General features: G+C 68.6%; 10 protein-coding genes and 1 pseudogene. 8 read left to right on the top strand and 3 right to left on the bottom strand.

Going from position 1 to position 12,319, the window contains the following annotated elements; translation table 11 throughout:
• Window positions 1-57 precede the first annotated feature (57 nt).
• Entirely contained in the window at window positions 58-855 is a 798-nt protein-coding gene (locus tag BM339_RS32050; protein ID WP_075023290.1) for an SAM-dependent methyltransferase, read from the bottom strand.
• A 273-nt stretch (window positions 856-1,128) separates the two neighbouring features.
• Window positions 1,129-1,794 (bottom strand): TetR/AcrR family transcriptional regulator, encoded by a 666-nt coding sequence (locus BM339_RS32055; protein ID WP_021591625.1) that lies wholly within the window; start codon window positions 1,792-1,794, stop codon window positions 1,129-1,131.
• Window positions 1,795-1,911: 117 nt separating this feature from the next.
• Here BM339_RS32055 and BM339_RS32060 point away from each other — a divergent pair, with 117 nt between their 5' ends.
• The 8 genes and pseudogenes from BM339_RS32060 (at window position 1,912) to BM339_RS32095 (ending at window position 11,659) form a co-directional block, all read left to right on the top strand.
• Entirely contained in the window at window positions 1,912-3,120 is a 1,209-nt protein-coding gene (locus tag BM339_RS32060) for a cytochrome P450 (RefSeq protein ID WP_075023291.1), read from the top strand.
• 11 nt (window positions 3,121-3,131) lie between these two features.
• Entirely contained in the window at window positions 3,132-4,106 is a 975-nt protein-coding gene (locus BM339_RS32065; protein ID WP_021591623.1) for an MBL fold metallo-hydrolase, read from the top strand.
• A gap of 166 nt (window positions 4,107-4,272) precedes the next feature.
• The gene (locus tag BM339_RS32070) at window positions 4,273-5,004 is read left to right on the top strand and encodes a fumarylacetoacetate hydrolase family protein (protein WP_083598205.1); all 732 of its coding nucleotides are present in this window, start codon (window positions 4,273-4,275) and stop codon (window positions 5,002-5,004) included.
• Window positions 5,005-5,088: 84 nt separating this feature from the next.
• On the top strand, window positions 5,089-6,942 hold the full coding sequence (locus BM339_RS32075; protein ID WP_075023293.1) for a helix-turn-helix domain-containing protein: 1,854 nt from the start codon (window positions 5,089-5,091) through the stop codon (window positions 6,940-6,942).
• A 320-nt stretch (window positions 6,943-7,262) separates the two neighbouring features.
• Window positions 7,263-7,793 carry an NADPH-dependent FMN reductase gene (locus BM339_RS32080; protein ID WP_075023294.1) on the top strand — a complete coding sequence of 177 codons (531 nt, stop codon included), beginning with the start codon at window positions 7,263-7,265 and terminating at the stop codon, window positions 7,791-7,793.
• 55 nt (window positions 7,794-7,848) lie between these two features.
• Window positions 7,849-8,748, top strand: coding sequence for an ABC transporter substrate-binding protein (locus BM339_RS32085; RefSeq protein WP_083598207.1), 900 nt, complete (start codon window positions 7,849-7,851; stop codon window positions 8,746-8,748).
• A 36-nt stretch (window positions 8,749-8,784) separates the two neighbouring features.
• Window positions 8,785-10,101: pseudogene (locus tag BM339_RS51840) on the top strand (LLM class flavin-dependent oxidoreductase).
• A 241-nt stretch (window positions 10,102-10,342) separates the two neighbouring features.
• Window positions 10,343-11,659, top strand: a complete 1,317-nt coding sequence (locus tag BM339_RS32095; RefSeq protein WP_024933987.1) for an MFS transporter — start codon at window positions 10,343-10,345, stop codon at window positions 11,657-11,659.
• Between the two features lie 21 nt (window positions 11,660-11,680).
• Here BM339_RS32095 and BM339_RS32100 read toward each other — a convergent pair whose 3' ends face one another.
• Complete coding sequence (locus tag BM339_RS32100; RefSeq protein ID WP_021591617.1) at window positions 11,681-12,193, bottom strand: TetR-like C-terminal domain-containing protein; 513 nt, start codon at window positions 12,191-12,193, stop codon at window positions 11,681-11,683.
• Window positions 12,194-12,319: the final 126 nt, after the last annotated feature.

Here is a 12,319-nt window from a genome sequence, read left to right on the forward strand (position 1 = left end):
AATCAGGTGAGCCAGTTCCGCCGCGGGTGCAGACGTTGCGAAATTGTCGAGAGACGGTCAGGGCTTCCTGGCCACGCCGCCGTAGGCGTCAACCGGCGGGGACGAAGGCGGGCTGGGCCGCCACTGCGAGATGTCCACGATGCCGGGCTCCAGCACTTCCAGCCCCTGATACAGCTCGGAAATCTCCTCGGGACTGCGCAGGTTGTAGGGGACCGCGCCGGATTTGTTGTATTCGGCGTTAACGCGGTTGTGTGCTTCGTTGGTGTTGGCGCCGTCCCAGTGCACCAGATAGCTGCCGGCCGGGACTTCGTCCAGCAGGGCGCCGATGATCGACCGGGCCTGGTCGACACTCTCGGCGTGGCCGAGTACCCCCATGAACATCACCGTGACCGGCTTGCTGAGGTCCAGCGTCTTCGCGGCACCGGCGAGGATCTCTTCGGGGCGGTGGAAGTCGCTGTCGATGTAGACGGTGACCCCTTCGGGGGTGGTGTTGGTGAGCAGCGCCCGCGCGTGTGCCAGCACTACCGGATCGTTGTCGACGTACACGATGCGGGCCCGGGGGTTGATGCCCTGCGCGACCTCGTGGGTGTTCTGCTCGGTGGGCAGCCCGGTTCCCACGTCCAGGAACTGTGTCACCCCGGCCTCGCCGGCGAGGTGCCCAACGGCGCGCATCAGGTACTTGCGGGCCTCGCGAGCCTGGGCGAAGACCCCGGGATACCCGGCCGCGTAGGCGTCCCCCGCCTGCCGGTCGACGTCGTAATTGTCCTTGCCGCCTATCCAGTAGTTCCAGATACGTGCTGAATGCGGCACCGTCTCATCGATCTCGACCGGTCCGGCCCCGTGATCGTCGGCCATCTGAGAGCCTCCCGTGCGAGTGGGCATCCAAGGTGGAACCATACGGATTCTCGTATGTCCGTAACCATATAACGATCTCTCGGGCAGGGACTTCCCAGAAGAGCTGGACACGGCCTCGCCCGCCCCTAACGAGGAAGCAGACGCCGCGCCGTGCTCCCTGAGCATGGACGGGAGCGTACGGGCGACGGCGTGCCCGGCAACGTTTCCCGAGGTCACAGTCCTGAGTGGTCAAAACTGGTGGCGTGGCACGAGAATCGCGATGTCCTTCGACCGTCAACGACGTGGTTGGCGGTCAGTGAAGTCGTCCACCGTGTGGGGCGGTTTCCCCTGGCCGGTGGTGAAGGATGCGGCGACACCCTGGATTGTGATGTCGATGGCCGCGTCGAGTTCGGTCGTGAAGGCCCCGGGTGGGGCCGGGTCGTTGCGCATCCAGCGCCAGAGCACTCCCTGGTAGACGTCGTGCAGGATCTCGGCGGCGAGGTCGATCCCGGAATCGGTGCCCGCGGTGCCGTCGTCGGCGAGCCGCATTTGCAGCTCCTCGGCCATCGGTGTCCGGTTGAGGACCGGTCCGCAGGCGCGCAGGTAGCCGAAGAGCATCTCGCGAGTCTCGACGGGACGCGCCTCGGTGATGACGGCGAGCTCGTGGAAGTAGGCGCGCAGGCGGTCGAGCACGTCGGTGGCGCCTTGTGAAACCGCCTCCTGCGCGGCGGCCATCGCCTGCTCGCGCCGCCGGCGGGCCCATTCGATCGTGATGTCGCTCTTGGTCGGGAAGTGGTTGAAGCAGCTACGCCGGGACGTTCTGGCCCGTGCGGCGATCTCGTCGACGGTGGTCGCCTCGTAGCCGCGTTCGGTGATCAGGGCGACGGCGGCCTGGTACAGCCGTTCGCGGGTCGCGAGCCGTCGCCGGGTCTGGCCGTCGATCGGCTCCGTCGCGACCACCGGCGCAGCCTCCTCCGTCGCTCCCGTGCATCCCTGGACATTCTCGCACGTCAGTGCGAGAGTGAGCTACAGCACTTTCTGCATCGTAGTGCATAATACCAGTTCAAGGGAGCGCCCATGGCTGCTTCTCCGTCCACACCCGCGTCCGCCTCCGTGTCCGTCCCGCGGGAGCTCGACCCCTTCCTGCTGGAGCACCTCGACGACCCCTACCCCCTCTACCAACGCCTCCGGGACCTGGGTCCGGTCCTCCACCTGCCGAGCCGGAACGTCTGGGTGGTGTCCCATCACGACTCGGTGTCGGCGGTGCTGCGCAACTACCGCCAGTTCGTGTCCGGCCTGGGGTCCAGCTATGTGCGCGTGGCCGACTCCGGGTTCCGGGCGCCGTTCATCGACAACGACCCGCCCGAGCACACCCGCATCCGCAGGTCCGTTCAGCAGCGGTTCCAGCGCAGCGCGATCGAGGAGTTGCGACCGGGCATCCGCGAGACGACCGAACGTTTCGTCGACGCGGCCGTCGCCGAGGGCGAGGTCGACGTGGTGACCGCGCTGACCCAGCCGCTGCCGGACCTGGCGATCCGCCAGCTCACTGGAATCACCCCGCCCGACACCGACACGATCACCTCCTGGGCGGACTCGGTGATGCACATGGTCGGCCCGGACGCCGACCCGATCCACCTGGCACGGGTCCTGCAAGCCTTCGAGTGGCTCGGCGGCGAGGGGCTGGCCACGATGCCGCCGCACTGCCTCGGCCGGCTGGTCACCGAGCAAGGCGGTGACACCGGGCTCCTCAAGGAGGGCGAGGAACGCCTGCTGGTTCTCGGCTCGATCTGGCTGGCCGGCATCGACTCGACCAACAGCCTGATGGCCAACGCCATCCACGCGTTCGCGCGCTTTCCCCAAGCATGGGAGGCGCTGCGCGCCGATCCGGACCTGATCCCGAATGCCGTCGAGGAGGTGCTTCGCTGGGACTCGCCCTTCCGGCAGTTCTTCCGGCGCACCCTTGAGGAGGTCGAGATCGGCGGCGTCACCATCCCGCCGGACGCAGACGTCTGCGCGATCCTCCCGGCCGCCAACCGGGATCCGGACAGGTTCCCCGACCCCGACACGCTCGACATCGCCCGATCCAACGCCCGCCAGCACGTCGCGTTCGGCGCGTCCATCCACCTGTGCATCGGCGCCCCCGTCGCGCGGCTGGAGGCCGCCGAGTTCCTGACCGCACTCTCCGCACGGGTCAGCCGGTTCGAGATCGCCGGGATGCCCGTGCGCAACTCCAACCGCGAGATCCGGAACTTCTCGTCACTGCCTATCCGGCTGGTCACGGACTAGGAAGGCGGATCATGACGACGACAGCGCTCTCGCAGTACCGCAGAGGTCTCCACGATCTGGGCGGCGGCTGCCATGCGTGGCTGCTGCCCGACGGAAGCTGGGGCTGGAGCAACTCCGGCCTGATCACCGGATCGGGCACGTCCGTCATGGTCGACACGCTGTTCGACCTGCCGCACACCCGCGAGATGCTCGAAGGCGTCCGGCGGGTCACCGACGCCCATCCGGTGCGCACGCTCGTCAACACCCACTCCGACGGAGACCACGTCTTCGGCAACCAGCTCCTCGCCGAGCGCGGCGTCGAGATCATCGCCTCGCAGGCCGCGTCGGAGCTCATGACCCAGGACCAGGTCACCGCCCTGGCCTCGATGAAGCGGCGGCACGGTGCGACCGGAGAGTTCGCCCGGCACATCTTCGGCGCCTTCGACTTCGACGGGATCGTCGCGACAGGACCGGACCGCACCTTCACCGGCGAGGAGAGCCTCGACGTCGGCGGGCGGGAGGTCCGGCTGATCCAGGTCGGGCCCGCACACACCCCCGGCGACGCACTCGTCCACGTACCGGACGCCCACCTGCTCTACGCCGGTGACATCCTGTTCATCGGCGGCACCCCGGTGGTCTGGGCCGGACCGATATCCCGCTGGATCGCCGCCTGCGAGGCGATCCTGGACATGGACCTGACGACCATAGTGCCCGGCCACGGCCCGGTGACCGGCAAGAGCGGCGTCGTTCCCGTCCGGGACTACCTTCGATTCGTCCAGGACGAGGCGACCAAGCGCTACGAGGACGGCCTCGACGTCGAGCAGGCCGTCGCCTCCATCGACCTCGGCCCCTACGCGCGACTCCCCGAACACGGACGGCTGGCGCAGAACGTGCTTAGCGTCTACCAGGAACTGGACCCCTCCGTGCCCCGGCCCAGCCGCTACCACGTCTTCGAACGCATCGCCATGCTCGAAGGCTTCACCGCCTCGGGAGAGGAGAACCGATGAACCCGGACCACTTTCGCCGGCGGTGCGGACGGGTCGGCTTCGCCGGCGAGCGAATGCATCCCTCGGGCCGGGCATCACGTTGCCGGGTCTGCTCGATGGCGGCAGCGTCCGGGATGCCGGTGGCGCGGCGGTCGCCGGAGGACCGCGGCTGAGGAGGTTGCAAACGATGCGTTTCGTTACCTATGCCGAGGGCACGGCTGGTGCACCTGGCGACGCCGCCGATCGCGCGGGCGTGCTTCGCGGCGACCGGGTCTACGCCCTCCCGCCGGGCGTGACGCTGCGCGGGCTGCTCCGCGACCACGGCGAGCGCCTGCATGGGGCGGGCGAGCAGGCGCTCCGAGACCCGCGTGACGTCGTGTCCCTCCGTGGCGTCCGGCTGCGTGTGGTCGCCGCCACCGCCGAACGCCACATCGCCGGTTACTGCCTGCTCAATGACCGGTCGGCACGAGATCTCCAGTTCGCCGAGATGGAGGTCCGGCTGGGCCCCGCCAAGGGCAAGGGCACGTCCCTGACCCTCGGGCACATGCTCGTCACCCCCGGCGAGCCGGCCCCGCATCGCTCGGGCACCGCCTTCGACCTGGGGATGGCAGCTGTGGTCAGCGGTGAGGTGATCGGCACCGACCGGCGGGACTCGATGCACTTCTCCTACCCGGAGATGATCGAGCGGCCGGGCGACACCGTCACGATCTCGGGCGACCGGCTCGGCGGCATCACGTCGAGGATCGTCACCTACCCGGGCCCGCGCGTCGGCCCCGCCGAGCGAGAGGTGGCCGATGGCTGGACGACGGACCGCCGGCGGGCCGGCCACGGCGGCGGACATCGACGCTCACTCCCCCGGAACCGATCTCCCGGCGGCCCGGGACCTGGCTCCCCACCGTGCCGTGGACGAGTCCGGTGAGGTGAGTGGCCGTTGCGAGGAGTCGGCCGGTGGCTTCGGAGCCGGCGGCGGCCGTGCCGGCGAGGAACAGGGCGGAGGCGCGCCATGATCGGTGAGAGGACTGCGGACAGCGGGTGGATGAACGCCGCGGCGGACGTGCTGCGAGCACTGAACGCCGACGAGTCGCTGGAGTCGTTGCTGGGGCGGATCGCCCGGCATACCTGCGCGCTGGCCAGGTTCGACTCCTGCTCGGTGATGCTGCTGGACGACAGTGGCGAGCGGCTCGTCGCTCGGGCGAGCCACGCGCTGACCGAGGGCTACCGGCACGAGCTCGACACCCTGCGGGCGCTGCGGGTGAATCCGGCCACGCACGAGTTCGACGTTCCGGCGACCCAGGCGGTGCGTGAACGACGCACGGTGGTGCTCTCCGACGTGCGGGAACTCGATGCGAACAGTCCGTGGCTTTCGGCGGTCCACCTCGAAGGCATCAAGTCCATCCTCGCCGTGCCGCTGGGCGCCGACGAGGGGTGCACCGGCGTGCTCGTCGGCTACACGCGACGGATCCGGCGCTTCGGCGCCTCGGAGCTTGCCCTCGCCGAGCTGATGGCGCAGTACGCGGCGATCGTGCTCAAGACCGCCGCGCTGCGCGAGGCCGAGCAGCGCACGATCGCCCGGTTGCAGGAGACCAACGCGCAGTTGACGGCGGCGGTGGAGAACCTGCGCCAGGAGCGTGGTCGGCGGGAGTGGGCGGAGGAGCAGGATCGCAGGCTGGTGCGGTTGCTGGTCGACGACGTCGGGCTGGACGGAGTGCTGGAGGCGTTGGCGAAGGCGCTCGAAGCGTCCGTGATGGTGGAGATCCCCGAGGACGGCGCCGTGCTCGGACAGGCGCGCGGGCCGAGAGACGAGGCCTGGCCGACGGCGAGGAATCGCTCCGAACGGGACGTCCGGCTGCTCGCGGAGATGGACGAGCAACGGGTCCCGGTGCACGTCGACCTCGACGATGCCGTCGCGTGGGTGGTGCCGGTCGCGACGGCGGGCGAGGTCGTTGCGCGGTTGTGGGTGATCCGTTCCCGGGAGACGACCGGTACCGACGTCGGGCTGCTCGTGCGGCCGGTGATCGAGCGCTTCTCGCTGCTGGTCGCGCTCGAACTGCTCAAGAGACGCTACGCCATCGACACCGAGCTCCGGCTCACCCGTGACCTCGCCGTGGAGCTGGTGACCGGTTCCGGGAGCGAGCGAGACCTCGCCGAACGCGCACGGGTGCTCGGACACGATCTCTCCCGCCCCCACACGGTCGTGTTGATCCCCCTGGCGGACGGTTCCGGCGTTTCGGGGGGCCGCCGAGGCGCGGCCGCCGCCCGGGCGCAGCTGACGGCTCGCCTGGCGGAACCGGTGCTGGTGGGGGAACACGAAGGGGCGCTGGTGACGCTCGTGCCGGGCGCCCCGGACAACCGGCCCGCACTGGCCGGTGCGCTGGCCGACCTGGCGGTCGCGCACGGAGCGCCGCGGCGGCCGACCGTGATCGGGCCGACCGTGCACGCCGTGGCCGACTACCCGAGCGCGTGGCGCATGCTGCGCGGCGCGGCTGCGCTGGCGGGAGAGCGGGGGAGCGCTTCCGTGTTCGATCTGGACGATCTCGGTGTGGCGGTGCTGCTGCTGGAGGCGGGGACGCCGGACAGCCTGCGGGGGCTCGCCGACCGCCGTCTCGGCCCGGTCGAGGAGCATGACGCGAGCCGGGAGACGAATCTGGCGGAGACCCTGCGGGTCTGGCTCCGGATGGGGTGTTCGACCGCCGAGGCCGCACGGGCGCTGCATGTCCACCCGCACACCATCGGCTACCGGCTCCGGCGCGTCGCCGAGCTGACCGGCCTGGACCCGCAACACCAGGAAGACGTGTTCGAGTTGCGCGTCGCGGTCATGGTCCGGGAGGTGCAGCGCGCCGGCGGAGCCGCGGCTTGAAGGATGCGTCGAAGGGCCAAGGAGACACCGGCCCTGTTGGCTCGTAAGCCATAGCCAGTGCCGGCGTGTCCAGCGATTATGGGGGCGGACCCTGACACCGAATCAGGGAAATCGGAGGAGTGCTCATATGGAATCGAGGGTTACGACTGGCAGGCGGGAGCCGCAGCAGATCCGAAATCTCGCGCTGATGTGACCTTGACGCTCGCATAATATCCAATATCGCTGGCGTAAGACGTCCAGTGCCGTGCTACGACAAAAGACCGTGGTTCGCTCTTTCCTCCACTGTTGCACGCCTGTGCCAACTGGTCTGGGAGTAGCACATGACCGAAATAGCCGTTGTGGTGGGCAATCCGAAGCCGCGCTCGCGTACGTTCCTCGTCGCCGAAGCCGTCGCGGACCGGGTGGCCGAACACCTTTGCGGGCACCGGAAGATCACCATCGACCTCATCGACCATGCCGACCGGATCTTCCGGTGGCCCGACGACGGGATGAACGAACTCGCCGAGGCCGTCCGCACCAGCGACATCGTCGTGGTCGCGAGCCCGACCTACAAAGCCTCCTACACCGGACTCCTCAAGTCGTTCCTCGATCGCTACGCCAGCAATTCACTCCTGGGCGTCCGGACGATACCGATTCTCACCGCGAGCGCACCGGAACACGCCCTCGCGGTCGAATTCGCTCTTCGCCCGCTTCTGGTGGAACTGGGCGCCTCCGTGCCGACCCGGGGCCTGTACTTCCCGATGAGTAGCATGCCGCGCTTCGACGCCACGATCGACGCTTGGATCCAGGAGAATGTGGGGGCGCTTCAGGGACGCGCGCTGTCCGCGACCAAGAAGGCGGTGACGAAGTGACCGGCGGCGCCGCGGTCGATTCCGGTCGGCGGTTCCGCGACGTCGTCGGCAATTTCTGCACAGGGCTCACGGTGGTCGCCGCCACGACGGACTCCGCGCCGGGGCGCTCCAGTCACGGCAGGCGGACGTGGCGTTGGACGTTGCGACGCAGGACATACCGGCACTGAAGCGGTCCGGAGTCTCCGTGCTCCAGGGCACGCAGCCTGGCCAGCCGGTCTCGTTCGTCGTCAACACGACCCGGCCCGGCCTGGCCGATGCGGCGGTGCGCAAGGCGATCATGATCGGGTTCGACCGGGTGAGCAACGTCAGGGCGGTGCTCGGCTCGGCCTATTCCCCTGCGACGAGCATTCTCACCAGGAACCTGCCGCAGTACAAGGACGAATCGCCCGCGCTGGCCTTCGCCCCGACGAAGGCCGAGTCGGGGCTCGACGCCGCGGGCTGGGCGCCCGGACCGGACGGCATCCGCGTGAAGGGCGGCGTGACCCTGAAGTTCGCGATCACCTATTCGGCGAGCTACGGCGCCTACTTCACGAGCCTGCTGCAGCTGTTCCAGCAGCAGATGAAGGACATCGGCATCGGAATCACCCTGAAGAACCTGACCCAAGCCGGGCAGGTGAGCGCGGGCAGCAAGCACGACTTCGACCTTTACCTGGCCTCGCTGACCGACCCCGACCCCGACATCATCCGCAGCACGGTCGCGAACTTCCTGTTCGCCGACAAGAACGCGCTCCAGGCCGCCGGTCTCACGCGGTTGTTCACGCGGTCCCAGGCGGACGCAGACCCGTCGGCCCGCAAGGCGACCTACGCGAAGATCCAGGACACGATGATCGACAACGGTTTCATCATCCCGTTCTGGGAGGGTTCCCAGCTCGTCGGCGCGGGCGACCGGGTCTCCGGACTGGCGCAGGACTTCCAGGCGTGGTCGCGGTTCCACGACGTGTCGGTCCGCGGCTGACCTCCGCCCTCAAGGAGAAAAATCGTGCTACATCTGATGACACCGCTGCTCGCTCTGGGCTCCCACCTCGCCGGCTGGCGGCACCCGAAGGCTTGGACCCGCCAGACGATGAACCTCGACCAGGCCATCGAGCTCGCCAAGATCGCCGAAGCGGGCAAGTTCGACCTGGTGTTCCTCGCCGACGGCAATGCCGTCCGCCAGATGGACAAACCGGCACTGTTCGAGGCCAACAGCCAATCGGACCGCCCCGCGGGCTTCGAGCCGCTGACCCTGTTGTCGGCGATCTCGCAGCACACCGAGCACATCGGCCTGCTGGCGACCGCGACGACCACCTACGAGGAGCCGTACCTGCTCGCACGCCGCTTCGCGTCGCTCGACCACCTCAGCAAGGGCCGCGCCTGCTGGAACATCGTCACCGGCTCCTATCCGGGCGACTCGGTCAATTTCGGCTTCGACAAGCACGTCGACAAAGCCGTGCGGTACGAGCGCGCGGATGAGTTCGTCGACGCGTGCAAGGGGCTCTGGGACAGCTGGGCGGCGGATGCCTTCATCGAGGACTAGAACACGGGCCGATATCTCGACGCGTCGCGTGTGCATACCTTGAACCACAAGGGAAAGCACTTCTCCGTGCAGGGGCCGCTCAACATCGCCCGGATGCCCCAGGGTTATCCCGTTCTGTTCCTGGCCGGTCAGTCGGAAGCCGGCCGGGAACTGGCCGCGAAGCAGGCTGACTGCGTCTTCTCGGTCTCGAACACCCTGCCCGAAGCGCAGGAGTTCTACGCCGACATCAAAGGCAGGCTGGACAGGTACGGGCGTGCTCCGGACAGCCTGAAGGTCATGCCCGGCTGCGCCGTCTACGTTGGACGGAGTGAGGCCGAAGCGGATGATCTCTACCGGGAGTTGCAGGAACTGATCACGCCTGACGTCGGCGTGGCGTACCTGTCGAAGCTGGTCGACATGGACCTGTCGGCGTACGACTGCGACGGTCCGATGCCGGACCTTTCCGTCGAGACCAATGCGATCGCCGCGTTCCGTGTGCAGATCGGCGCGATCGTCCAGCGCGAGAACCTGACGATCCGGCAGGCGTACGAGCGCGTGCTGCCGTCGATGGGGCACACCATTTTCAAGGGAACGGCGCTCCAGGTCGCCGACGAGATGGAGGAATGGTACCGAGGCAAGGGCGCGGACGGATTCCTCATCAACGCGCCCATCATGCCCAGCGGCCTCCATGACTTCGTCGACCTGGTCGTGCCCGAGCTGCAGCGGCGTGGCCTGTTCCGCACCGCCTACGAAGGCGGTACGCTGCGCGATCGGCTTGGCCTGCCAACGCCGAGGAATCCCTTCTTCGATTAGGTTCCGAGCCGTCATTTCCCGCCGCTACGGCGATACGTCACCGAGAACATAGCCCGAGCCGCGGCGAGTGGCCGCTTCCTGCCCGCCACGGGCGAATTTGTCGCAGGCAGAAAAAGTCAGGCCAGGTGTTGGCCGTCGAGCCATGGCCCCGCCTTTTCCCGGGTGGTGAAGATGGACCCCACCCATCCCGCCCGCGATGACGGGCGGGCCACCAGATTCTCCTTAGCGTCGAGGAAGCGCGATGAAACCCAGTGCGGATCCAGCAGCCCCTCCGAAGCAGGCCATCACCGTCAGTCCCACCGCGCGCCGCCGAGCCATGTGGGCCAGCACCCTCGGCAGCACCGTGGAGTTCTACGAATTCACGGTGTACGCGTATCTCGCCGTGATATTCGCGCCGCAGTTCTTCCCCGCGGACGATCCCATCGCCTCGACCCTCTCCGCGCTGGCCGTCTTCGGCGCCGCCTACATCGCGCGCCCGGCGGGCGGGCTGATGTTCGGTGCCCTGGGCGACCGCTTCGGACGGCGGCCGGTACTGATGACGACAATCTTCCTCATGGGCGGGGCCTCCAGCCTCGTCGGGGTGCTGCCCACGCACGCACAGGTCGGCGTACTGGCCCCCGTCCTCCTGGTGATCCTGCGACTGTTGCAGGGCTTGGCGGCCGGGGGAGAGGCCACCGGCGCGCTGACCTACATCGTCGAGCTGGCGCCACCGAACCGGCGCGCCGTCTACGGGTCGCTGCCGGCTCTCGGGGTGGCGATCGGACTCGCCCTCGCCGCACTGGTGACGGCGCTGTGCAGCGCGGTCATCGGGTCGGACATGGAGACCTGGGGCTGGCGGGTCCCGTTCCTGCTGTGCATCGTCCTCACCGGCCTGTGCCTTCTGCTCCGGCGTCGGCTGGAGGACACCCCGGAGTTCCAGGCGCTCGCCGCGCAGAACGAGGTCACCCGATCGCCCATCCGCGATGCGGTCCGGGGACACGTTCCGGACATTCTCCGGGTCACCGCCATGGCCATCGGCCTGTTCGGGGCCGGCGTGCTCGGCAAGATCTACATCGGCATCTACCTGATCCAGTTCCGGGACCTGCCCGCGGTCCCGGTCTACACGATGCTCGGCGTGCTCCTCCTCGTCACCGCCGCGTTGTTCCCGATCATGGGCCGGGTCAGCGAGCGGTTCGGGCGGCGACCGATCGCCGCGGCCGGGTACGGGGCGTTCCTGGTGCTCTCGCTGCCGCTGTACATGATCGCCGGGTCCACGACGAGTCTCGCCGTGCTCGCGCCCGCGTTGCTGGTCTTCCTGGCGATCGAGCCGTTCATCTCGGCTGCCGTCTGGACCTCGTTCGCGGAGTTGTTCCCCGCCCGCACCCGCTACACATCCGTCTCGATCGGCTTCAACCTCGGGACCATCGTGGCCGTCCTCGGTCCTTACGTCTGCGGGCAGCTCATCGTGTCCACGGACTGGCTCGCGGCACCCGGTGTGTGGGGGATCGGCTGCGCGCTGCTCGGACTGATCGGGCTCGCCGGGATGCGGGAGACACGAGGAGGCCGGCTCGCCCGGTGACGGGGGGTGACGGGAGGCTCGTCAGCGCGCCGTGGTACGGAGTGCGTCATCGACCAGGCCGTCGAGGAACCGGTTGGTGACCGGGCGTCCCGTCACGAATCGTCTGAAGTACAGCGGAGCCAGGATGCGCTCGACAACGTCCTGGGGGCTGGGAGGGGTCTCACCGCGACGTTCTGCCCGGTCGAACATCGGGCGCAGCGTCTCGTAGCGGCGAGCCCAGTATCGCCGCCGGATGGTCCCGTCGTCGGCGGGCAACGCGAAGATGGCCTGGGCGAGCGCCGCACGCAGCGGGTCCTGGAATGCGTGGGCCGCGTCGCGGGCGAACTGGCGGACGTCTCCGCGCAGCGAGCCGGTGTCGGGCGTCGGCACCGCGCGGGTCACGTTCGCGAGGATGACGTCGAGCAGCAGGTTCTGCACCGTTCCCCAGCGGCGGTAGATGCTCGTGTGGTGAACGCCGGACCGAGCGGCGACCGCCGGGACGGTGACGCTCGCGAGTCCGCCCTCGATCAACAGCACCTTGACGGCCTGGTGCACGGCCGCGCGGTTGCGCGCCGTTCGGCCGCCTGGTCTTCGAGTGATCTTGTCTGAGGCCATGATGCACCTTAACGCACAGACACTTGCGTTTGTAGTTCGGTCTTCTTACGGTCGCCCAGTGCGACG

The sequence above is a fragment of the Actinomadura madurae genome (assembly GCF_900115095.1).
GTDB classification, from domain to species: domain Bacteria; phylum Actinomycetota; class Actinomycetes; order Streptosporangiales; family Streptosporangiaceae; genus Spirillospora; species Spirillospora madurae.

Coding starts and splice junctions, on each gene's coding strand:
- BM339_RS32050 (WP_075023290.1), bottom strand. CDS start 855: ATGGCCGACGATCACGGGGCCGGACCGGTCGAGATCGATGAGACGGTG.
- BM339_RS32060 (WP_075023291.1), top strand. CDS start 1,912: ATGGCTGCTTCTCCGTCCACACCCGCGTCCGCCTCCGTGTCCGTCCCG.
- BM339_RS32065 (WP_021591623.1), top strand. CDS start 3,132: ATGACGACGACAGCGCTCTCGCAGTACCGCAGAGGTCTCCACGATCTG.
- BM339_RS32070 (WP_083598205.1), top strand. CDS start 4,273: ATGCGTTTCGTTACCTATGCCGAGGGCACGGCTGGTGCACCTGGCGAC.
- BM339_RS32075 (WP_075023293.1), top strand. CDS start 5,089: ATGATCGGTGAGAGGACTGCGGACAGCGGGTGGATGAACGCCGCGGCG.
- BM339_RS32080 (WP_075023294.1), top strand. CDS start 7,263: ATGACCGAAATAGCCGTTGTGGTGGGCAATCCGAAGCCGCGCTCGCGT.
- BM339_RS32095 (WP_024933987.1), top strand. CDS start 10,343: ATGAAACCCAGTGCGGATCCAGCAGCCCCTCCGAAGCAGGCCATCACC.